This is a genomic window from Pseudomonas sp. AIG, assembly GCF_977020205.1.
Genome location: NZ_CDROCK010000041.1, coordinates 1 through 20,667 on the forward strand (window position 1 = coordinate 1; position 20,667 = coordinate 20,667).

Sequence of the window (20,667 nt, forward strand, 5' to 3'; positions counted from 1 at the left end):
AACCGCCGACATTCTGCTTGTAAGGCAGACGCTCTCCCAGCTGAGCTAATCACCCTTCGCTTCGGTGTGGCGCGCATTCTACGGAGCGACCCAACCTCTGGCAAGCACTTTTTTAAATAATTTTCTCAGGCCTTCCAAAGGCTTAGAGAAGGGTTGGCCTATGAGACGGCGAAGACAATAATGCCCCCCTTTGTATAAAGGAGAGACTCACCCCATGTGGTTCAAAAACCTGCTTATCTATCGCCTGACCCAAGACCTGCCTGTCGATGCCGAGGCGCTGGAAACTGCACTGGCCACCAAACTGGCGCGTCCATGTGCAAGCCAGGAGTTGACCACCTACGGTTTCGTCGCGCCGTTCGGCAAAGGCGAAGATGCTCCACTGGTGCACGTCAGCGGTGACTTCCTGCTGATTTCCGCGCGTAAAGAAGAACGCATTCTGCCAGGCAGCGTCGTGCGCGACGCGGTCAAGGAAAAGGTCGAAGAGATCGAAGCCGAGCAGATGCGCAAGGTCTATAAAAAGGAACGCGATCAGATCAAGGATGAAATCATCCAGGCGTTCCTGCCGCGCGCGTTTATCCGTCGCTCATCGACCTTCGCCGCCATCGCGCCAAAACAAGGCCTGATCCTGGTCAACTCGGCCAGCCCGAAACGCGCCGAAGACCTGCTGTCGACCCTGCGTGAAGTGATCGGCACCCTGCCCGTCCGTCCGCTGACCGTGAAAATGTCGCCAACCGCGACCATGACCGAATGGGTCACCACGCAAAAAGCCGCCGACGACTTCTATGTACTGGACGAGTGCGAACTGCGCGACACCCACGAAGACGGCGGCATCGTCCGTTGCAAGCGTCAGGACCTGACCAGTGAAGAAATCCAGCTGCACCTGAGCACTGGTAAAGTCGTCACTCAGTTGTCGCTGGCCTGGCAGGACAAGCTGTCGTTCATGCTCGATGACAAAATGACCGTGAAGCGTCTGAAGTTCGAAGATCTGTTGCAGGATCAAGCGGAACAGGACGGTGGTGATGAGGCGCTGGGTCAACTGGATGCCAGCTTCACCCTGATGATGCTGACGTTTGGCGACTTCCTGCCGGCGCTGGTTGAAGCGTTGGGTGGGGAAGATACTCCGCAGGGGATCTAACGCCTTGTGATGTCCAAACTGTAGGAGTGAGCCTGCTCGCGATGAGGGACTGACATTCAACACAACTGTTGACTGAACGACCGCCATCGCGAGCAGGCTCACTCCTACATTTGTTTTGTGGTGTTCATTTAATAATAAGGATCAGGCCATGCGCGCACTGGCTGCACTCAGCCGCTTTGTCGGCAACACCTTCGCTTACTGGGTTCTGTTGTTTGCCGTTGTGGCATTCCTGCAACCAGCATGGTTCCTCGGTCTCAAAGGCGCGATCGTGCCGCTGCTAGGGCTGGTGATGTTCGGCATGGGCCTGACCCTCAAACTCGACGACTTCGCAGCCGTTGCGCGCCACCCGTGGCGTGTAGCGTTGGGCGTAGTCGCGCATTTCGTGATCATGCCCGGTGTGGCGTGGTTGCTCTGCCAGGTGTTTCACCTGCCACCGGAAATTGCCGTCGGGGTGATTCTGGTCGGTTGCTGCCCGAGCGGCACGTCGTCCAACGTGATGACCTGGCTGGCCCGTGGTGATCTGGCGTTGTCGGTGGCCATTGCTGCCGTCACCACCCTCCTCGCCCCGCTGCTGACCCCGGCACTGATCTGGCTACTGGCCTCGGCGTGGCTGCCGGTGTCGTTCATGGAGTTGTTCTGGTCGATCCTGCAAGTGGTGTTGTTGCCGATCGTTCTCGGCGTGGTTGCCCAGCGTGTGCTCGGCGACAAGGTCCGTCATGCCGTGGAAGTATTGCCGCTGGTATCGGTAGTCAGCATCGTGATCATCGTCACCGCCGTGGTGGCCGCCAGTCAGGCGAAAATAGCCGAATCGGGTCTGCTGATCATGGCCGTGGTGATGCTGCACAACAGTTTCGGCTATCTGCTGGGCTACTTCACCGGGCGCCTGTTCAAGCTGCCACTGGCCCAGCGCAAGTCGCTGGCGCTGGAAGTCGGCATGCAGAATTCGGGGTTGGGGGCCGCGTTGGCCAGTGCGCATTTTTCGCCATTGGCGGCGGTGCCGAGCGCGCTGTTCAGCGTCTGGCACAATATTTCCGGTGCGCTGCTGTCGACGTACTTCCGGCGCATGAGTGAAAAAGAAGATCGCGAGGCGGTGGCGCAACAAGCGGCCGACTGAGTCGCAAACTTGATCCTCGGGTTAATGCTGGTCAAACTATCGCGCAACGCGGGGACGACCCTGCGGCTCGATCGAGTCATTAATCTGGGGACGACCCCGTCAATCGATGGAGGTCTCTCATGTCCTGGATCATTCTGTTTTTCGCCGGCCTGTTCGAAGTCGGCTGGGCCGTCGGCCTGAAATACACCGACGGCTTCACCCGCCCACTCCCCACCGTTCTGACCGTTGCGGCCATGGCCATCAGCCTTGGCCTGTTGGGCCTTGCGATGAAGGAACTACCTTTGGGCACGGCCTATGCGATCTGGACCGGTGTCGGCGCGGTGGGCACGGTGATTGCCGGGATCATCCTGTTTGGCGAGTCGATGGCGTTGATTCGGCTGGCCAGTGTGGCGTTGATCATTACCGGGTTGATTGGCCTCAAGGTCAGCGCTTAGGCCACTACCGCTTTCGCGAGCAGGCTCACTCCTACAGAGAAACGCATTTCAAATGTAGGAGCGAGCCTGCTCGCGAAGAGGCCCTTAAAATCGCCGACTATCTGACTGCCCCGCGCAACTCCCCGACCAACCCCTGCAACGTCGCCGGCTCAGCCGCCTCAACGCCCACCGGCGCTCCCGCCACCAACGTCACCCGCGACCACAACCGGTGAAACATCCCTTTGTTCGGATCGCGACTGAAGAAACTCCCCCACAGTCCTTGCAACGCCAGCGGAATCACTGGCACTGGCGTCTCCTCCAGAATCCGCGTCAGTCCCCCCCTGAACTCATTCATCTCGCCATCGGCAGTCAATTTGCCTTCCGGGAAGATGCACACCAGCTCACCATCCTTCAGATATTGAGCAATCCGCGTGAAGGCCTTTTCGTAGATCTGGATATCTTCCTGGCGCCCGGCGATAGGAATCGCCCCCGCCGTACGGAAGATAAAGTTCAGCACCGGCAAGTTGTAGATCTTGTAGTACATGACAAAGCGAATCGGCCGACGCACTGCGCCACCAATCAGCAAGGCATCGACGAACGACACGTGGTTGCACACCAGCAATGCCGCGCCTTCATCCGGAATCGCCTCAAGGTTGCGGTGCTCGACGCGGTACATGGAATGGCTGAGCAGCCAGATCATGAAACGCATGCTGAACTCGGGGACGATCTTGAAGATGTAGGCGTTGACGCCGATGTTCAGCAGCGACACCACCAGGAACAGCTGCGGAATCGACAGCTTGACCACGCTCAACAGCACGATAGAAACGATCGCCGAAACCACCATAAACAATGCGTTGAGAATATTGTTGGCGGCAATCACTCGCGCACGTTCGTTCTCGGCGGTGCGCGACTGAATCAACGCGTATAGCGGCACGATGTAGAAGCCGCCAAAAATCCCGAGACCAAGGATATCGATCAGTACCGCCCAGGTGTGCACGAAGCCCAACACTTCAATCCAGCTATGACCGGTGACGCTGTCGGGGATTCCACCGGAATGCCACCACAGCAACAGCCCGAACACGGTCAGGCCGAACGAACCGAACGGCACCAGGCCGATCTCGACCTTGCGCCCGGAAAGCTTCTCGCAGAGCATCGAACCCAGCGCAATACCCACCGAAAACACCGTGAGAATCAGCGTGACCACGGTTTCATCACCGTGCATCCATTCCTTGGCATATGCCGGAATCTGCGTCAGGTAAATCGCCCCGACAAACCAGAACCACGAGTTGCCGACAATCGAACGCGACACCGCCGGGGTCTGGCCCAGACCGAGTTTCAGGGTGGCCCACGACTGGCTGAAGATGTTCCAGTTCAGGCGCATCTCCGGGGAGGCAGCCGCCGCGCGCGGAATGCTGCGACTGGCCAGATAACCCAGCACGGCAATGCCGACAATGGCCGTCGACACCAGCGGCGCGTAATGGGTCGACGACATGATGACCCCGGCACCAATCGTCCCGGCGAGAATCGCCAGAAACGTGCCCATCTCCACCAGGCCGTTGCCGCCCACCAGCTCATCCTCACGCAGCGCCTGCGGCAGGATCGAATATTTCACCGGTCCGAACAGCGCCGAGTGCGTGCCCATGGCGAACAGCGCCACCAGCATCAGCGACAAGTGATCAAAGAGGAAACCGACCGATCCTACGGCCATGATCGCGATTTCCGCGAGCTTGATCAGACGGATCAGCGCGTCCTTGGCGAACTTTTCGCCAAACTGTCCGGCCAATGCCGAGAACAGAAAAAACGGCAGGATAAACAGCAGCGCACACAGGTTGACCCAGATCGAACGGTCACCCTCGATGGTCAGCCGATAGAGAATGGCGAGGATCAGCGACTGCTTGAACACGTTGTCGTTAAACGCGCCGAGCGACTGCGTGATGAAGAACGGCAGGAAGCGCCGGGTGCGCAGCAGGTTGAACTGTGAGGGGTGACTCATCTTCCGTGTTTCCCTGATGTTTAAGGTAGAGAGGCCTGGGTACTGCTTATTGGATTCTCGAACCGCGATCCAGGCCACACCTTACCTAAACTTTTCAGGTTATTTCTTCAAACCTGCGATGCACGGCGAGACGAACAGCTCGCCACGCCAGGCGCCTTGCACCGTGCGTTTACCGACAATCAGCCACATCACCGCCAGCAACATCACCAACAGCGTGCCGACGACGCTGAAAAACGTCAGGTTCAGGGTGCTCGCCAGTTTCAACGTCGCCAGCGAATACACACCCAACGGGAAGGTGAAGCCCCACCAACCGAGGTTGAACGGGATGCCGTCGCGCAGGTAACGCACGGTGATCAGCAGCGCCATCAACATCCACCACAGCCCGAAGCCCCACAGCGTAATACCGGCCACCAGACCTAGACCCGCTGCGATTTCACCCATTCCCGGCAGACCGTTCGCCGCGAAGATCGCTGGCGCATCACCGCCGAGCAGCAACATGCCCAGCGCGCCGGTGCCGATCGGGCCGAGCGCCAGCCAGCTCGAGGCGGCCATGTTCTCGTGGGGCAGTTTATGCAGGGCCATGCGCAGCAGCAGGATCGTCAGAATGCTGAACGCTACCGGTAGGGAAAAGGCCCAGAGCACGTAGCTTGTCGTCAGCACCACCAGTTGCGAGTGAGCATCGGTGAGATGCGGCGCAAGCAGACCACCACTGGCCGCCGCCACTTCTGCCGCCACGACCGGCAGCAGCCAAACCGCAGTCATCTGGTCGATGCTGTGTTCCTGACGGGTAAACATCATGTACGGAATCAACACGCCGCAGGCCAGCGACATGGCTACGTCGAGCCACCACAGCACTTCGGCGAGATGGATCACGCCATCGCCCCAACGCGGCAGGCCGAACAGCAGAAAGCCGTTAATGATCGTGGCCAGACCCATGGGAATGGTGCCGAAGAACATCGATACCGTGGAATGGCCGAAAATCCGTCGCGCTTCATCGAAGAACAAGATCCAGCGTGCGGCATAGGCAGCGGCAAACACGGCGAACAACAGAATGTTGAACAACCACAAACCTTCGGCGATGGCGTGCAAGCCTGGAATGGCCAGTGGCAGTTGCGCCAGCGCCAACGCCAGCACACCGGTGCCCATGGTGGCGGCGAACCAGTTCGGAGTGAACTGGCGGATCACTTCGCGCGGATGCTGAAGCTGGCTGAACGGCTTGATGCCGGGTTTGGCGCTGTTGGGGCAAATCATCATGAACTCCTGTCCTCTGGTGAGGTTGAGTTCATGGTAGAACCGAATCGAATATCTATATAACGGGTAATATCTCTAACTGTTATCTGTTTTACCAATAAGCAGTTAAACGCTGCCTTCGCTCTCGATCACCAGAATCCGCGCCGCGCCTTGCGGATGGGCGACGTGCTCGGTGCCGACGCTCGCATAGAAGATGTCACCGACATCGAGCTGCACCTGCTTTTCTTCGCCCTGCTCACGGTAATGCATGACCACTTGGCCATCGAGCACCACAAACACTTCCTCACCATCGTTGACGTGCCATTTGTACGGCTGATCCGTCCAGTGCAGGCGCGTGGTGATGCCGTTCATGTTGGCGATGTCCAGCGCGCCCCAGGCGCGCTCGGCGGTGAAGGTCTTGCTGCGAATAATCTTCATGAGTCGATCCGTGAAAAGAAGGCTGGGCAAGGCTAACCGAAAGCGCGCCGGTTATGGAGCGCGGCACACCTTGGCTGCGGATGGGCGCAGACTCAGCAACAGCGCGGCAACCGCCAACACGATCAAAATCGCCCCGTAACCATCGGTGGTCGCCAGCAAACCGTAGCTGCGCGACAAGTGCCCGGCGAGCAACGCCGGCAGGCAGAACGCCAGATAGCTGAGCACGTAATAGGCCGCCATCAACCCCGCGCGCTCATGGGGCAAGGCCTGCGGTACCAGGCTGCGCACGGCGCCGAGAAATCCCGAGCCAAAGCCGCAACCGGCCACCAGCGTGCCGAGGAAAAACAACGCCAGGCTGGCGCTATGCACGCCTAACAGAATCAACACCAGGCCGATCGGCAACAGGCTCGCGCCCAACTGCAATGCCCGTGTAGCGGGACGATTGCGCAACGAAAAAATCATCAGCGCACCCGTCACCGTCAAGGCCGCCACGGTTGCGCCGCCGATCAGATTGGACGTCGAACCGGTGGCGGTGCGCACCAGCGATGGCGCGAGGGAGGCGTAGAAACCACCGAGCGCCCAGGTTGCCGTATTCAGCGGCAACACGCGCCACAACGTTGAACGTGCCTGCACCGGCACATGCAAAGTCGGCCGCAACGATGCCCACGCCCCCGCTTGCGGAGTGACACTTTCCGGCAGGCGCCAGACATAAATACCCTGCAATACAAACAGGGCGAGCAGCAGCCAATAGGTCAGTTGCAACGGCGCAGGCGCAAATTCGGCCAACAAACCGCAGCCCATGCCGCCCAATGCCATGCCGAGCAACGGCGCCACACTGTTGATCAACGGTCCTTGCTGACGGTCGGTGTCGAGCAGGGTCGCGCTCAAAACGGCCGTGGCCATGCCGGTGGCAAACCCTTGCAGTACGCGCGCACTGATCAGCCACGCCACGCTGTCAGCGTAGATAAACAGCAGCATCGCCAACGCATTGAGCAACACGGCAGTGAAGATCACCGGTTTACGTCCCAGGTGATCGGACAGCGAACCCACTGTTAATAGCGCGGCCAACAGACTCAGCGCATACACGCCAAAGATCAGCGTCAGCACCGCTGCCGAGAAGTGCAGTTGATCCTGATACAGGTGATACAACGGCGTCGGCGCCGTGGATGCCGCGAGAAAACTGAGTAAGGTGATCGCCAGAAACCACAGGCTGGATCGATTGGAAGCAAGGCTGTTCATGTGCACACTCCGCAAAAGCTAATTTTTTGCTTTTGCGGAGTGTGCTACTGCCTCGCGCTTAAAGCAAATTCTTTGTGTTAAGGTCTGCCCCATGGCTATTAAAGAAGGTTTACGCCCCGGCGGCCGCAGTGCCCGGGTGCAAGATGCAGTTCATTCGGCAGTCCGTGCGCTTCTGCAGGAACAGGAGCGTTCGACCGTGACCGTCCCGCAAATCGCCGCACGCGCGGGGGTCACGCCGTCGACGATTTACCGTCGCTGGGGTGACTTGTCGGCATTGCTGGCCGACGTCGCCCTCGCCCGCATGCGCCCGGACAGCGAGCCAGTGCAGACCGGCAGCTTGCGCAGTGATATTCGCGCGTGGGCCGAGCAGTATCTCGACGAGATGAGCTCCGAGCCGGGTCGCAACATGATGCGCGACGTGCAGGCGAGCGCTACGCCGGGGTATTGCGTGACGATCATTGGCGCGCAATTGCAGACGATCATCGAGCGGCATCCGGAAGCGGCGGCGCCGAGTGTCGATCGGCTGATCAATCTGGTGGTCGCGCCGGTGGTGTTTCGGATTCTGTTTTCGGCGGCGGCGCTGGAGGTGGATGAACTGCATCGGTTGATTGATATCGCGCTGCGTCAGGACTGACGCCATCGCTGGCAAGCCAGCGATGAGGCCCGACCGGTCACTACAAAAACCACCCGGTTCCGCCCCTGCGACACCCCGCCACGCCACGACCTTGGTCGACACTGACTAACCGCCCCGCGCATGCGAGACTGTCCGCCCGGGCAGGAGTGCCGGGGAGTCTTTTGTCGGGAGTGTTGCATGTCGCTGTCCACCGGGCTGATCGCCGCCGTCGCCCTGGCCTATATGGCCATCATGTTCGCCATCGCCTTCTACGGCGACCGGCGCAGCGCGCCGTTGCCGCCGCGCATGCGTGCCTGGGTGTACAGCCTGTCGCTGGCAGTTTATTGCACCAGTTGGACGTTCTTCGGCGCCGTTGGCCAGGCAGCCGAACAACTGTGGTCGTTCCTGCCGATTTACCTCGGGCCGATTTTGCTGCTGGTGGGCGCGCCGTGGGTCCTGCAAAAAATGGTGATGATCAGCAAACAGGAGAACATCACCTCCATCGCTGACTTTATCGCCGCGCGTTACGGCAAATCACAATCGCTGGCAGTGGTCGTAGCGCTGATCTGTCTGGTCGGCGTCCTGCCCTACATCGCCCTGCAACTCAAAGGTATCGTTCTCGGCGTGAACCTGTTGATCGGCGCCGGGGCGGACGCCATGGGCACTCGCGCCCAGGACACCGCGCTGATCGTTTCGCTGGTGCTGGCGCTGTTCACCATTGTCTTCGGAACGCGCAACCTCGATGCCACCGAGCACCACCGTGGCATGGTGCTGGCAATTGCCTTCGAATCGCTGGTCAAACTGTTCGCGTTTCTCGCCGTCGGTGCCTTCGTCACTTATGGCCTGTATGACGGTTTCGATGACCTGTTCAACCAGGCCATGCTCGCCCCGCGCCTCGAGGAATACTGGAAAGAAACCATCAATTGGCCGTCGATGGTGGTGCAAACCGGCGTGGCAATGATGGCAATCATCTGCCTGCCCCGGCAGTTCCACGTCACGGTGGTGGAGAACATCGACCCACAGGATCTGCGGCTGGCCAAATGGGTGTTTCCCGCCTATCTCGCGCTGGCCGCGTTGTTTGTAGTCCCGATCGCGCTGGCCGGTCAGATGATGCTGCCGAGTGACGTACTGCCCGACTCCTTCGTGATCAGCCTGCCCTTGGCGCAGGCGCATCCGGCGCTGGCGATGCTGGCGTTTATCGGTGGCGCGTCGGCGGCCACGGGCATGGTGATTGTCGCCAGCGTGGCGTTGTCAACCATGGTCTCCAACGACATGCTGTTGCCGTGGCTGCTGCGGCGCAATAACGCCGAGCGCCCGTTTGAAGTGTTCCGCCAGTGGATGCTCTCGGTACGCCGCGTGAGCATCGTAGTGATTCTGCTGCTCGCGTACGTCAGCTATCGCTTGCTTGGTTCCACTGCCAGCCTGGCGACCATCGGCCAGATTGCCTTCGCTGCGGTGACCCAACTGGCACCCGCGATGCTCGGCGCGCTGTACTGGAAGCAGGCCAATCGCCGTGGTGTTTTCGCAGGCCTGGCCGCCGGTACATTTCTGTGGTTTTACACGCTGATCCTGCCGATTGCCGCGCACAGCCTCGGCTGGTCGCTAAGCAGTTTTCCGGGATTGGCGTGGTTGCACAGCAATCCGCTGAACCTGCCGATTACCCCGCTGACCCAAGGCGTCGTGCTGTCGCTGGCCGGTAACTTCACGCTGTTTGCCTGGGTCTCGGTGCTGTCGCGTACTCGAGTCTCGGAGCATTGGCAGGCCGGGCGCTTCATTGGTCAGGAGATCAGCGCACGGCCCAGTGCGCGGTCGATGCTGGCGGTGCAGATCGACGACTTGCTGCAACTGGCCGCGCGCTTTGTCGGCGAAGAACGTGCGCGCCAGAGCTTCATTCGCTTCGCCTATCGCCAGGGCAAAGGCTTCAACCCGAACCAGAATGCCGACGGCGAATGGATCGCTCACACCGAGCGTTTGCTGGCTGGTGTTCTCGGCGCTTCTTCGACGCGTGCTGTAGTAAAAGCCGCCATCGAAGGTCGGGAAATGCAACTGGAGGATGTAGTCCGAATCGCCGACGAAGCCTCGGAAGTGCTGCAGTTCAACCGCGCCCTGCTGCAAGGTGCGATCGAGAACATCACCCAAGGCATCAGCGTGGTCGATCAGTCGCTGAAACTGGTGGCGTGGAACCGGCGTTATCTGGAACTGTTCAACTACCCCGACGGTTTGATCAGTGTCGGCCGGCCGATTGCCGACATTATTCGCTACAACGCCGAGCGCGGTTTGTGCGGCCCCGGTGAAGCGGAAGTGCACGTTGCCCGCCGTCTGCACTGGATGCGTCAGGGCCGCGCGCATACGTCTGAGCGGCTGTTCCCCAACGGCCGGGTGATCGAGTTGATCGGCAACCCGATGCCCGGCGGTGGTTTCGTCATGAGTTTCACCGACATCACCGCGTTCCGCGAAGCCGAGCAGGCACTGACCGAAGCCAACGAAGGATTGGAGCAACGAGTCAGCGAGCGCACCCAGGAACTGGCGCAACTCAACGTCGCGCTGACCGAAGCCAAGGGCACCGCCGAAGCCGCCAACCAGTCGAAAACCCGCTTCCTCGCGGCGGTCAGCCATGACTTGATGCAGCCGCTGAACGCCGCTCGACTGTTCTCGGCCGCCCTCTCCCACCAGGATGACGGCTTGAGCAACGAGGCGCAGAAACTGGTGCAGCACCTCGACAGTTCGTTGCGCTCGGCCGAGGACTTGATCAGCGATCTACTGGATATTTCCCGGCTGGAAAACGGCAAGATCAACCCGGACCGCAAGCCGTTCGCCATCAATGAGTTGTTCGATATTCTCGGTGCCGAGTTCAAGGCACTGGCCCAGGAACAAGGTTTGACCTTCCGCGTGCGCGGCAGTCATTTGCGCATCGACAGCGACATCAAACTGCTGCGAAGGATTCTGCAGAACTTCCTCACCAACGCGTTCCGTTATGCCAAAGGCCCGGTGCTGCTGGGTGTGCGTCGGCGTGGCGGCGAACTGTGCCTGGAAGTCTGGGATCGCGGGCCGGGGATTCCGGAAGATAAACAGCAGGTGATTTTCGAGGAATTCAAACGCCTCGACAGCCATCAGACCCGCGCCGAAAAAGGCCTCGGGCTGGGGTTGGCGATTGCCGATGGTTTGTGCCGTGTACTCGGACATACCTTGCGTGTGCGTTCGTGGCCGGGGCGCGGCAGTGTGTTCAGCGTCAGCGTGCCGCTGGCTCGCTCACAAGCGGTGCCGGCGAGCGCCGCCGTCGAATTGAACGGCAAGTTGCTGAGCGGCGCGCAGGTGCTGTGCATCGACAATGAAGACAGCATTCTGATCGGCATGAACAGCCTGCTTAGCCGCTGGGGCTGTCAGGTGTGGACGGCGCGTAATCGTGAGGAATGTGCGGCGCTGCTGAGTGACGGCGTGCGACCGCAACTGGCGTTGGTCGACTATCACCTCGATCACGGGGATACCGGCACCGAGCTGATGGCGTGGTTGCGTACACGCCTGGGTGAACCGGTGCCAGGGGTGGTGATCAGCGCTGACGGGCGACCGGAGATGGTCGCGCAGGTGCATGCGGCGGGGCTGGATTATCTGCCGAAGCCGGTCAAACCGGCGGCGTTGCGGGCGTTGTTGAGCCGGTATTTGCCGCTGTAGAAGCAAAAGATCGCAGCCTCCGGCAGCTCCTGCATTGGTATGGCGTACATCCTGTAGGAGCTGCCGGAGGCTGCGATCTTTTGATCTTTATTCAGGGAGTTCGACGAGACCATCGACATCGGTCATCGCCCGCTCCAGCAAATCCGCCGGCAAACTCTTGCTCGCCCGCGCGCCGAGCAATTTGAGTTGCTCACTGCGACTGACCAGGTTGCCGCGACCTTCTGTCAGCTTGTTACGCGCTGAGCTGTAGGCTTTATCCAGCTGTTGCAGTCGATTGCCGACCTCGTCGAGATCCTGAATAAACAGCACGAACTTGTCGTACAGCCACCCGGCGCGCTCAGCGATTTCCCGGGCGTTCTGACTTTGGCGTTCCTGTTTCCACAGACTGTCGATCACCCGCAACGTCGCCAGCAAAGTGGTCGGACTGACGATGACGATGTTGCGGTCGAAGGCTTCCTGAAACAGCGATGGCTCTGCCTGCAACGCTGCTGAAAACGCTGCTTCGATCGGCACGAACAGCAAAACGAAATCAAGGCTGTGCAGGCCTTCCAGACGTTTGTAATCCTTGCCGGCCAGGCCTTTGACGTGATTGCGCAACGACAGCACGTGCTGCTTGATTGCGATCTGCCCGAGAGTGTCGTCGTCGGCAGCAACGTATTGCTGATACGCGGTAAGACTCACCTTGGAGTCCACCACCACTTGCTTGTCGCCCGGCAGGTAAATGATCACGTCGGGCTGGAAGCGCTCGCCATCCGGGCCTTTGAGATTGACCTGAGTCTGGTACTCGCGGCCCTTCTCAAGACCGGCGTGTTCGAGCACCCGTTCGAGAATCAGCTCACCCCAGTTGCCTTGGGTTTTCTGGCCTTTGAGGGCACGGGTGAGGTTGGTGGCTTCGTCGCTCAGACGCAAGTTGAGCGCCTGCAAGCGCTCCAGCTCCTTGGCCAGCGAGAAACGCTCGCGGGCCTCGGCCTGATAACTTTCTTCCACGCGTTTTTCGAAGGATTGAATGCGTTCCTTGAGCGGATCGAGCAACTGACCGAGGCGTTGCTGACTGGTCTCGGCAAAACGCTGTTCGCGCTCATCGAAGATCTTCCCGGCCAGCTCGGCAAACTGCGCGCGCAGTTCATCGCGCGAGCCTTGCAGGTCGTTGAGGCGTTGCTGGTGGCTTTCCTGTTGCTCGCGCAGCTCGGCGTTGAGCGAGGCGGCTTGAGCGTCGAGGCGGCGCAGCTCAGCTTCCTTGTTCGCGCGTTCGAGGTTCCAGGCGTGGGAGGCATCGCGGGCGTCGTCACGTTCGATCTGCAGCAGTTCGACTTCCCGGCGCAGGGCCGCCAGGTCAGCCTGTTTGGCGGCGTTGGCCTGGCCAAGATCGGCGACTTCATCGCGGCTGGCATCGAGCTGCGCGTTGAGCCCGTCCTGGGCCAGTTGCGCCATGGCCAGACGCTCTTCGAGCAGGGCGACCTCGGCCTGCCCATTGCTGGTCCGGCGTTGCAGCTGCCAGGCCAATGCCAGCAGTGGCAGTCCCGCCCCTGCAAGCCCCAGCAATACGCTGGTCAAGTCCATCGCCATAGCCACTCCCGCCAATCTTATAAAGCCTGAAGGTTAACCAAGGTGTCAGGTCTTGGACAGCTCAGTCTTCGAGCAGACCGAGTTCCTGCTGCGCGCGACGATCGCCGGCACGCGCGGCCTGACGCAGCAGATCCTGACCGATGCGACGGTCCCGTGCGTTACCGCACTCGCGGCACATCAATTGGCCGAGACGGCTTTGCGCAACCACCACGCCATCACGCGCCGGTTGTTTGAGCAGGCGGCCAGCGAGGTGTTTGGCATTGTGACTGTCGCTCAGGCGCGGGCTGTCGAGCAGCCATTCGGCAACACGAACGGTAAATCGCTTGGGCGGGGTAACAGGAGGAGTTTGTGAGGTAACAGAGTCTGATACTGAGCGAAACTTCATAAAGCACTGTGGGACGAATCGGAAGGCGCGCCACTCTACTCTCTTTTTCTTACAGGTAAAGTCGAAAAACAACCCGGCACGCCCGTCCTAGAGCAAGCGCTCGGGACAATCCACAGAAGCTGTGGATAACTCAGTGGACAACCGTCCTCCAACCCTCGCAAAGCCTTATGGAATGGGGCTCGCAGTCAAACTGACGATTTTTTCACCAACAAAAAAAAGCGATGTTTTTCATTGACTTAAACTTTCGATGCAGGCAGCGACCGGGGTCAGGATTGTTGTGACAGCGCCGTTACAGCGTGCGCAACTAATGTGCACAAGTACCTGTTACCCGGTTATATCGCTGCGCTTTTTCGGGTCGTTTTGGCAGTCGGTCTGGGGATAAACCAGTCTGGCACGCGCTTTGATGAACATATCTTCACCGACCGACGGTCGAAGAATGCGCCAATGGCGGGCAATTCAGCAGAATACTCAAGCGGACTCAGCTGGTGCCTGCAATCTTTTTCGATGCAGTGTTTGCTTTACCCATTTCGATCCGTTAGTATCCGCGGAGTTAGTACCAAGCTGAAAGTCAATTCCGGTCGAACACTTCCCCACGGTCAGCCTTCTCAAAAGAAGCCCTACCGAAAAAGCGGGAACGACCCCTCGATGGTTTCCAGGTAAATCTTGCGACGACACTGCCTTCGAATGATGCGAAGGGTGTTGCGAAGAACACTTACTCTGACCGAACCAACCTGCAAATTGATCAGGATCTTCACCCCGGGCCCAGAACCTTTGCCCTCGTTGTGATGCCTGCCCTCCTAAGTACCTACCTGCCAGCCCAAGCGCGCCAACTTATCAGCGCTTCAAACTGGCTGCTTTGTTCCAGTCGGGTTCTTCGTTCGACCAATGGTGGTCGACGTTACTGGAACGTTTTAACGTTGCACGGTTCTTATCCGTGTCATTTGTAGGAACACCTAATAACTATGTCTACTCAAATCCATACTCAGGATGCCATTCGCACCCTAACCAACGCTTTTGCACCAATGAACTGCCTGATCATGGCCGCTCGCAAAGGCTGCTTCAGCTTCACACTGGTCAACGAACACGGTATCGCCCGCCACAGCGAGCGTCTGTACCCCGATCAGTACTCCAGCGCTGAACCGCTGCAGGCCGTGATCGACCGTACCCGCCAGGCATTGATTGCCTGAGAGCCGAAAAGGCTGCAAAAGCAAAAGCCCCGCACAAAATGCGGGGCTTTTTATTGCCTGATGTTTCGCTTTTACCCTTCAGCGGCTAAGCACCATCGGATATAACGAATATTCCCGGCAGCGGGAAATATTTTAAAAACAGGCCTTTACGTCGCGAATATGACACTACACTTCAACTCAAGCGGCGTGATCCGCTTGCGGCGAGCCTGAACCGATCCACAGCTGCCAAGCCCCCCCCTTCAGGACTCGCCATTAATAACAAGAACCGAGGGTTTTATGGGTATCGCTGCCAGCGAACTGTGCCGCTACGTGATCCGTCCTACGTTGATCTACCTGGGACGCCACAGCGCGACTGCCGAATCTCTGCTGCTGGGCATCGCCGCCAGTCAGTCAGCCCTGGGTTCCGCCCTGCATGACCGCCGTGGCCATGGCCTCTACCGCATCGCCGAGCAGCGCCATCAAGCCCTTTGGGATGATTATCTGGCACTCGATCCGGAACGTGCCAGCCTGGTGCGCGGCCTCGCCAGTCAGCATGCGTTCCTGACCGGCCCGCACCTGGAACTGACGGTCAATCTGCGTTACGCCACGGCCATCGCCTGGCTGCTGGTCGAAGAGCAAAACCCCACTCTTCCCGATTCCAACGATTTGCTGGGAATGGCGCGCATCTGGCGCCAGACCTTTCAACCCCAAGGTCGCCTGCGCGACTTCACTTACGCCTGGCACACCTGTGTTTCAACGGTGAATCAGGTCGCTTGTTGACCGGCCGGATTCAGAAGATCTGCCAACAGGTCGCGATTCTGGTCGGATTGTCCTACAAAACCGCTCTAACTCAAGGCATACGGACTATAGCGCTGGGACGAAAATCTTGGTAATTTTCGCCCCGGTGATCACCAGGAGTTCTAATAATGAAAAAAGTCATGCTCAAAACCACCCTTAGCCTCGCCGTTACCATGGCATCCACCCAGATCTTCGCAGCTGGCTTTGCCATCAACGAACACAGTATCAGCGGGATGGGCACTGGTTACGCTGGGCGATCCTCTTCTGCCGACGACGCAAGCACTGTATATGGCAACCCTGCCGGCATGTCGCGCCTCAAGCGCGAACAAGTCACTGGCGGTGTTGCATTCCTCGATGCAAAAACCGATATCAGCGACGCCAGCTCCAGCCCTAACGGCGGCAGCAACAAAGGCGACATGGTGCCCTTCACCTCCGTACCTATGGGCTTCTACGTCAAACCGATCGATGATCATTGGGCATTCGGCCTCGGCGTCTACGTGCCGTTCGGCCTGATTACCGACTACGAAAAAGGCTTTGCCGGCCGTTACTTCGGCAGCAAGTCCGAAGTACAAGTGATCACCTTCCAGCCAACCGTCAGCTACGCTTTCAACGACAAGGTGTCGATCGGTTTTGGCCCGACCATCAACCGCATCGACGGTACACTGGAATCCAACCTGTCGATCACTCAGGCCGCGCCGGATGGCAAGGTCAAGATCAAGGGTGACGATACCGCGCTGGGCTACAACATCGGTGTGCTGGTACAAGCCACTGACACCACTCGCCTGGGTCTGACTTACCACTCGAAAGTCGACTACAAGCTCGAAGGCAACACCAAGGTCAACTACGGTGTGCTGGGTGCAATCGGTCTGGGCGCCAACCAGAAGTACGATGCTTCGCTGAAGATCACCACGCCTGAATCCGTCGACTTCTCGGTCACCCAGGCGATCAACGATCGCTGGAACGTGTATGCCGGTTCGACCTGGACCCGTTGGAGCCAGCTGGAAAAAATCACCGTCAAGAACTCTGGTGTGCAGCCTTTGCTGGCCGGTCAGTTCGGTGAAATCACCGAAGACCAGAACTGGCACGACTCCTGGGCTTACGCCGTGGGTACGTCGTACCAGTTGAACAAGGAATGGGTACTGCGTACCGGTCTCACCTTCGACCAGTCGCCGACCAACAACGTCGACCGTTCGCCACGCATTCCTACCGGTGACCGGACCATCTTCAGCATCGGTGCCGGCTGGAGCCCGACTGAAGACCTGACCATCGACGTTGCTTACTCGTACCTGAAAGAAGAGTCGGTGAAGATCCGCAACGAAAACGATCGTGGCCAGACCTACGACGCCAAGTATGAAAACTCGGCAAACGGTTTCGGTGTCGGCGCGACCTACCGCTTCTGATGCTGCACGGCGAGGCTAACCCCTCGCCCACAAAAAGCCCCGCTCTCTTTGCAGAAAGCGGGGCTTTTTAATGCCTGATGTTTGCGACACGTGTAAGAGCTGTCGAGTGCAACGAGGCTGCGATCTTTTGATCTTGTTTTTTCAAATCAAAAGATCGCAGCGTGCCGCAGCTCCTACAAAATCATCGCCGACCTACGGATTCAAGGCTTCAGCGGTTTCGAGGCGATAGCCTTTTCGATCGCGGCGATAAATTCCGGATCATCCGGCTTGGTCAGGCTGGAGAAATTGGCGATCACCTTGCCCTGGCGATCAACCACATACTTGTAGAAATTCCACTTCGGCGCACTGCTCTGTGCCGCGAGCACCTGAAACAGATGCGTAGCGTCATCACCACGGACTTTCTGCGGCTCGGTCATGTTGAACGTCACGCCATAGTTGGCGTAGCAGACCTTGGCGGTCTCGGCGCTATCCTTGGACTCTTGCTTGAAGTCATTGGAGGGGACGCCGAGCATCTCAAGCCCCTGCCCTTCGTAGCGCTTATGCAGCGCTTCAAGGCCTTCGAACTGCGGGGCAAAACCGCAGAAGCTGGCGGTGTTGACCACCACCAACGGCTTGTCGGCGTACTGTTTACACAGATCGATGGAGTCCTTGGCTCGCAGCTTGGGCAGCGAGCCTTGCAGCAATTCGGGACAGTCAGCGGCCTGAGCCAGACCAGTCAACGCCATCAGCAACGCGGGAACAGCACACCAGCGCATCAGCATGTCGAACATCCTTGAGCAATCGTCAGACTTCGACGTTACTCGCCATGCCTGTTTCTAGCAAATGCTCATGCCCAACTGCATCAGCGCCAGACCGCCCTGATGCCAGCCCCACCACACCAGCGCCAGCACTGCGGCGCCGAGTGCGGTGACGACGATACGTGGCCAGAGCCGACTCATGCGGCGCCCGCTGCGGCTTGCAGACGTGCGACCGGACGCTCGCGCACTGGCCAGTTCAACGCGGCCGCCAGCAGACTCAGCAGAATCGCTACTTGCCAGATCAAGTCATAACTCCCGGTTCGGTCATACACCACCCCGCCCAGCCAGCCACCCAGGAACGAGCCGAGCTGATGAAACAGGAACACGATGCCACCGAGCATGGACAGATTTCGTACGCCAAACAAGGTCGCCACCGTACCGTTGGTCAACGGCACCGTCGACAGCCACAGGAAGCCCATCGCCATGCCAAACAAGTAGGCCGATGTGGTCGTCACCGGCAGCCACAGAAACAGCACAATCACCACCGCGCGCAACAGGTATAACGCCGTCAGCAAGCGCGGCTTGGACATGCGTCCGCCGAGCCAGCCGGCGGTGTAGGTGCCGAAGATATTGAACAGGCCGATCAACGCCAGCACTGTGGTGCCAACACTGGCAGGCAGATGCTGATCGACCAGGTAGGCCGGCAGGTGTACGCCGATGAACACCACCTGAAAACCGCAGACGAAAAAACCGAACGCCAGCAACCAGAAGCCGGAATGCGAGCAAGCTTCGCGCAGGGCCTCGGACAGTGTTTGTTCATGGCCGAGTACCGGCAGCGGCTTGTCCTTGAGCATGCTCACCAGCGGCACGATCAGCGCCACCAGCAGGCCGAGCACCAACAGCGCTGCCGACCAACCGAGCCAGCCGATCAACCCGAGGGTGCCCGGCAACATGGCGAACTGGCCGAACGAACCGGCGGCGCTGGCAATGCCCATACCCATGCTGCGTTTTTCCGCTGGCACGGCACGACCCACCACGCCGAGGATCACCGAAAACGAGGTGCCGGACAGGCCGATACCGATCAGCAGACCCGCGCTCAACGACAGCGTCACCGCCGAGTCCGACAGGCCCATGCACACCAGGCCCAACGCATACAGCACACCACCAATCAGCACCACTTTGGCCGCGCCGAAGCGGTCAGCCAATGCACCGGTAAACGGTTGCGCCAGACCCCAGATCAGGTTCTGCAAGGCAATGGCGAAGGCAAACACCTCTCGCCCCCAGCCGAATTGCGCACTCATCGGTGACAGGAACAAGCCGAAACCGTGCCGCACGCCCAATGACAACGCCAGGATCAGCGCACTCCCGACCAACACCCAACCGCACGTACGCCACATCGATGTCATTGTTATTCTCCGCTTGCGGGTATATACCCGCTTGAGTTTGGAAAAAACCGGCCTCAGGCCAGTTCATCCAGCAATCTGAGCAAGGTTTCACGCTTCTCGGCACCCAGTCGGTCGATCAACCGCTGCTGTGCCGCTTCCCAGGCCGGCAGTGCCGCTGCCAGGCGTTGCACGCCGGTCTCGGTGAGCTTGACGATGCGGTTACGCATGTCCTCGCCTTCGGCCAGCGCCACCAGCCCCTCGCCTTCGAGCACCCGCAGATTGCGCCCGAGGGTGCTGCGATCCAGGCCCATGGCTTCGGCGAGTTCAGAGATGCTTGGTTGATCGAGACGCTGCAGGTTGCACAGCAAAGAATACTGGGCAACGTTGATCCCGAAGCCGTCGAGAGCGCCGTCGTAATGCCTGCTGACGCCACGCGCGGCGCGACGCAGGTTGGTGCACAAACACTGAGAAGGAAGCATGATGCGTGTATATACCCGCGACTGTGTTAAATCAAGTTACAGATGAGTTTACCCGTAACATTTGTGCTGCCTGACAAATCGCTATCGCGAGCAGGCTCACTCCTACAGGGGTACGCGGTCAACTGTAGGAGTGAGCCTGCTCGCGATGAGGCCGGTATGACCAGTAGAAATCCATCAGGCCAAAACCACTCCAACCAGCACCACCATCTCCAGCAATTCCAGCAACGCCCCTGCCGTATCACCGGTCGTCCCGCCCAACCGCCGCACCATCACCTGCCGCAACCAGACAAACACACCGACAGCGATCACCAGCGCAACGACGGCACTGAACCCGGCAATCAGCAAGCAGACCAATGCACTGACGCCCAGAACCCACCATCCAGCCTTGCGCGGTAAATGATCCGCCAACGCCTGCCCCAACCCGCCAGCCCGCACATACGGCGTGGTCAGAAACAACCCAAGCAACGCCGCCCGCCCGAGCAGCGGCACGATGATCAACGCCAGCCCATGTCCCTGCTCGATCAACGCCAACAACGCAGCAAACTTGAGCAACAACACCAACACCAGCGTGACCACCGCAATCGGCCCACTGCGCGGGTCCTTCATGATCGTCAGCGTACGCTCACGATCACCAAAACCGCCGAGCCAGGCATCGGCGCTGTCGGCCAGACCATCAAGGTGCAAGGCACCGCTGAGCAACACCCACACCGTCAGCAGCAGTGCTGCGTGCAGCAGCAACGGCGCGCCGTTCAAGGCGAGATTCAACGCCCACAGGATCACGCCGAACAGCAGACCCACCAGCGGATAAAACAGCAGCGAACGGCCAAGCTGTTCCGGCTCGGGCATGCCCGGTAAACGAATCGGCAGACTGCTGAGAAATTGCAGGGCGATCCACAACGGCAACATG

Annotated in this window: 19 protein-coding genes; 8 read left to right on the top strand and 11 right to left on the bottom strand. The window is 59.4% G+C overall.

The annotated features are described in order from the left end of the window. Positions 1 to 214 precede the first annotated feature (214 nt). The 3 genes from rdgC to sugE all read left to right on the top strand — a co-directional run bounded on the left by rdgC (position 215) and on the right by sugE (position 2,683). Positions 215 to 1,135, top strand: coding sequence for a recombination-associated protein RdgC (gene rdgC / locus ACWR1S_RS21520; RefSeq protein WP_454564899.1), 921 nt, complete (start codon positions 215 to 217; stop codon positions 1,133 to 1,135). Between the two features lie 148 nt (positions 1,136 to 1,283). After that, positions 1,284 to 2,249: a bile acid:sodium symporter family protein gene (locus ACWR1S_RS21525; protein ID WP_454564900.1), complete on the top strand. Its 966-nt coding sequence runs from the start codon at positions 1,284 to 1,286 to the stop codon at positions 2,247 to 2,249. Positions 2,250 to 2,368: 119 nt separating this feature from the next. Beyond that, complete coding sequence (gene sugE / locus ACWR1S_RS21530; protein ID WP_003223093.1) at positions 2,369 to 2,683, top strand: quaternary ammonium compound efflux SMR transporter SugE; 315 nt, start codon at positions 2,369 to 2,371, stop codon at positions 2,681 to 2,683. A gap of 97 nt (positions 2,684 to 2,780) precedes the next feature. Here the strand turns inward: sugE and ACWR1S_RS21535 are convergent, their stop codons facing one another. The 4 genes from ACWR1S_RS21535 to ACWR1S_RS21550 all read right to left on the bottom strand — a co-directional run bounded on the left by ACWR1S_RS21535 (position 2,781) and on the right by ACWR1S_RS21550 (position 7,562). Next, positions 2,781 to 4,655 (bottom strand): MFS transporter, encoded by a 1,875-nt coding sequence (locus ACWR1S_RS21535; protein WP_454564901.1) that lies wholly within the window; start codon positions 4,653 to 4,655, stop codon positions 2,781 to 2,783. A 99-nt stretch (positions 4,656 to 4,754) separates the two neighbouring features. Beyond that, positions 4,755 to 5,906, bottom strand: a complete 1,152-nt coding sequence (locus ACWR1S_RS21540) for a TDT family transporter (RefSeq protein ID WP_454564902.1) — start codon at positions 5,904 to 5,906, stop codon at positions 4,755 to 4,757. Between the two features lie 105 nt (positions 5,907 to 6,011). Then, complete coding sequence (locus ACWR1S_RS21545; protein WP_322846411.1) at positions 6,012 to 6,323, bottom strand: cupin domain-containing protein; 312 nt, start codon at positions 6,321 to 6,323, stop codon at positions 6,012 to 6,014. Positions 6,324 to 6,374: 51 nt separating this feature from the next. Continuing rightward, positions 6,375 to 7,562: an MFS transporter gene (locus ACWR1S_RS21550; protein ID WP_454564903.1), complete on the bottom strand. Its 1,188-nt coding sequence runs from the start codon at positions 7,560 to 7,562 to the stop codon at positions 6,375 to 6,377. A gap of 91 nt (positions 7,563 to 7,653) precedes the next feature. Here ACWR1S_RS21550 and ACWR1S_RS21555 point away from each other — a divergent pair, with 91 nt between their 5' ends. Together ACWR1S_RS21555 and ACWR1S_RS21560 are read left to right on the top strand one after the other, a co-directional pair. Beyond that, positions 7,654 to 8,196 (top strand): TetR/AcrR family transcriptional regulator, encoded by a 543-nt coding sequence (locus ACWR1S_RS21555; RefSeq protein ID WP_454564904.1) that lies wholly within the window; start codon positions 7,654 to 7,656, stop codon positions 8,194 to 8,196. A 177-nt stretch (positions 8,197 to 8,373) separates the two neighbouring features. Further along, entirely contained in the window at positions 8,374 to 11,844 is a 3,471-nt protein-coding gene (locus ACWR1S_RS21560) for a hybrid sensor histidine kinase/response regulator (protein WP_454564905.1), read from the top strand. Between the two features lie 87 nt (positions 11,845 to 11,931). On the opposite strand, the gene rmuC is transcribed toward ACWR1S_RS21560, so the two are convergent. Both rmuC and ACWR1S_RS21570 read right to left on the bottom strand, forming a co-directional pair. Beyond that, positions 11,932 to 13,296, bottom strand: a complete 1,365-nt coding sequence (gene rmuC / locus ACWR1S_RS21565) for a DNA recombination protein RmuC (protein WP_176091711.1) — start codon at positions 13,294 to 13,296, stop codon at positions 11,932 to 11,934. Between the two features lie 175 nt (positions 13,297 to 13,471). Beyond that, positions 13,472 to 13,795, bottom strand: a complete 324-nt coding sequence (locus ACWR1S_RS21570; protein WP_454564906.1) for a sel1 repeat family protein — start codon at positions 13,793 to 13,795, stop codon at positions 13,472 to 13,474. A gap of 962 nt (positions 13,796 to 14,757) precedes the next feature. Between ACWR1S_RS21570 and ACWR1S_RS21575 the strand changes: the two genes are divergently transcribed. The 3 genes from ACWR1S_RS21575 to ACWR1S_RS21585 all read left to right on the top strand — a co-directional run bounded on the left by ACWR1S_RS21575 (position 14,758) and on the right by ACWR1S_RS21585 (position 17,159). After that, positions 14,758 to 14,982, top strand: coding sequence for a hypothetical protein (locus ACWR1S_RS21575; RefSeq protein WP_034156218.1), 225 nt, complete (start codon positions 14,758 to 14,760; stop codon positions 14,980 to 14,982). Between the two features lie 276 nt (positions 14,983 to 15,258). Next, entirely contained in the window at positions 15,259 to 15,741 is a 483-nt protein-coding gene (locus tag ACWR1S_RS21580; RefSeq protein WP_095119968.1) for a hypothetical protein, read from the top strand. A 146-nt stretch (positions 15,742 to 15,887) separates the two neighbouring features. Beyond that, positions 15,888 to 17,159: an OmpP1/FadL family transporter gene (locus ACWR1S_RS21585; protein WP_454564907.1), complete on the top strand. Its 1,272-nt coding sequence runs from the start codon at positions 15,888 to 15,890 to the stop codon at positions 17,157 to 17,159. Positions 17,160 to 17,359: 200 nt separating this feature from the next. On the opposite strand, the gene ACWR1S_RS21590 is transcribed toward ACWR1S_RS21585, so the two are convergent. The 5 genes from ACWR1S_RS21590 to ACWR1S_RS21610 form a co-directional block, all read right to left on the bottom strand. After that, positions 17,360 to 17,920: a glutathione peroxidase gene (locus ACWR1S_RS21590; RefSeq protein ID WP_454564908.1), complete on the bottom strand. Its 561-nt coding sequence runs from the start codon at positions 17,918 to 17,920 to the stop codon at positions 17,360 to 17,362. Between the two features lie 54 nt (positions 17,921 to 17,974). Then, the gene (locus ACWR1S_RS21595) at positions 17,975 to 18,097 is read right to left on the bottom strand and encodes a hypothetical protein (RefSeq protein ID WP_454564909.1); all 123 of its coding nucleotides are present in this window, start codon (positions 18,095 to 18,097) and stop codon (positions 17,975 to 17,977) included. Continuing rightward, entirely contained in the window at positions 18,094 to 19,302 is a 1,209-nt protein-coding gene (locus ACWR1S_RS21600; RefSeq protein WP_454564910.1) for an MFS transporter, read from the bottom strand. Before ACWR1S_RS21600 ends, ACWR1S_RS21595 begins: the two co-directional genes overlap by 4 nt. Positions 19,303 to 19,355: 53 nt before the next feature. Next, positions 19,356 to 19,760, bottom strand: a complete 405-nt coding sequence (locus ACWR1S_RS21605) for a MarR family winged helix-turn-helix transcriptional regulator (RefSeq protein WP_007919794.1) — start codon at positions 19,758 to 19,760, stop codon at positions 19,356 to 19,358. Positions 19,761 to 19,934: 174 nt separating this feature from the next. Next, on the bottom strand, positions 19,935 to 20,666 hold the full coding sequence (locus ACWR1S_RS21610) for an adenosylcobinamide-GDP ribazoletransferase (RefSeq protein ID WP_454564911.1): 732 nt from the start codon (positions 20,664 to 20,666) through the stop codon (positions 19,935 to 19,937). Position 20,667 lies beyond the last annotated feature (1 nt).